Here is a 1,715-nt window from a genome sequence, read left to right as displayed (position 1 = left end):
GCGGCGAAAAGTGCGGCCCGTCTTGTCAGCGCCATACGCCTATCCCTCGTGTTTTAGGGCACTTTGGCGCGGCGATAACCGATCGTCCAGTGGGCAAAACCTCAGGTCAGCCAGACGCGGCCATAGGGCGGCAGGGCGATGTGGCCGTCAAAGGCATCCACCGGATGGTCGGACAGGGCGTCATGGATATGGGTGGCACCAACCGCGCGTACCCAGACCTCTGGCACGCGCTGCCATGTTTCGGTGAAGTTGAAAAGGCAAAGCAGGGTGCCGGTCGGGGCGATCCTGACAAACGAGAATACGCCGGGTAGGCCGCAGCTGACCACCCTCACCGGCACAGCGGCATGCAGCGCCGCCGTGGCCCGGCGGCGGGCAAGGATGTGGCGGGTGCCCCAGAACACCTGCGCGCCGGGCGTGGCCCCGTCATGCCGATGCGCGGCCTGCGACCAATCCATCGGGGGGCGGTGAATCCAGCGGCTGTCATGGGCGTGTTCGGGCGCATCGAGATAGCTGTGGTCATTGGTCAGGGCCAGTTCGTCGCCCATGTAGATCAGGGGGATACCGCCGTAGGCCGCAATCAGCGCGTGGCCCATCAGGATGCGCTGCACCGCGGCCTCCACCCCTGCGGCATCGCCTGTATCCATCGCCCGTTCCAGCCCGGCCAGCGAGGCGAAGCAGCCCGAGATGCGCTTGTCGCCCGTCGCTTCGTTCGCCTGAAACAGCGCGCCCTTGGCGAAGGTGCCGGGAAAGCGGCCTTCGTAGAAATCTGACAGAAAGGCGCGGTGGCCGTGGCCTGACGCCCCGACCGCAGCGGCGTCCTCGTCAGTGATCGCCCAGCCGATGTCGTCATGGCAGCGGATATAGGTGGCGTAGGTGGCGTTGGTCAGCCGGTCAGGGAAATGCGTGCCGAGCACATGCGTCATCAGGCGGGTGTCGCGGGTGGCGAGCGATGACCAGAACTGCACCATCAGGCTGTTGTGATAGGCTAGGTTGCCCTCGCGCCCGTCATGCCGCCCGCGCCCGAGGTAGGGCAGCATTTCGGCGGGGGCGACGATCGCCTCTTCCAGATGCAGCACGGCGGCGCTGGCAATCCGGCTGCAGGCGCGCAGGGCCTGCAGCAGCATATGCACCTCGGGTTCCGACTGGCAGCGCGTGCCCATCCGTTTCCACATGAAGGCCACGGCATCGAGGCGCAGCACATCGACGCCACGGTTGGCCAGGAACAGCATAACTTCGGTGATTTCCAGAAACACCGCCGGATTGGCCCAGTTCAGATCCCACTGATGTTCGTTGAAGGTGGTCCAGACCCATTTGCCGAACGTGGGGTGGTAGGTGAAGTTGCCGGGCGCGTTTTCGGGAAACACCTCGACCAGCGACTGTTCATAGCGGTTTGGAACGTCGGGCGTGTCGAACATCAGGTAGTAATCCTGATAGGCAACATCGCCCTTGGCCGCCTTTTTCGCCCAGGCGTGTTCCTTGGCGGTGTGGTTCAGCACCAGATCGATGCAGAGCGAGATGCCGCGCGCGCGCAGGGCGGCACTGACCGCCTCAAAATCCGCCATGGTGCCGAACGCGGGGTTGATCTGGCGGTAATCCATCACCGAATAGCCGCCGTCACTGTCACCGGGGCGGGGTTTCAGGCAGGGCATCAGGTGGACATAGGTGATGCCAAGATCCTGAAGATAATCGAGCTTTTCAAGAATGCCGTGCAGCGA

At 64.1% G+C, this 1,715-nt stretch carries 1 protein-coding gene; it reads right to left on the bottom strand.

What is annotated here, in order from left to right:
* Positions 1 to 101 precede the first annotated feature (101 nt).
* The coding region (locus tag RMO18_RS02925) for an amylosucrase (RefSeq protein WP_309663829.1) at positions 102 to 1,715 on the bottom strand (1,614 nt) is incomplete at its 5' end.

Origin of the sequence: Tabrizicola sp. (assembly GCF_031377265.1) — a bacterium.
Taxonomy (GTDB): Bacteria; Pseudomonadota; Alphaproteobacteria; order Rhodobacterales; family Rhodobacteraceae; genus JAUYQR01.
This window is presented reverse-complemented; position numbering and strand designations above follow the sequence as displayed.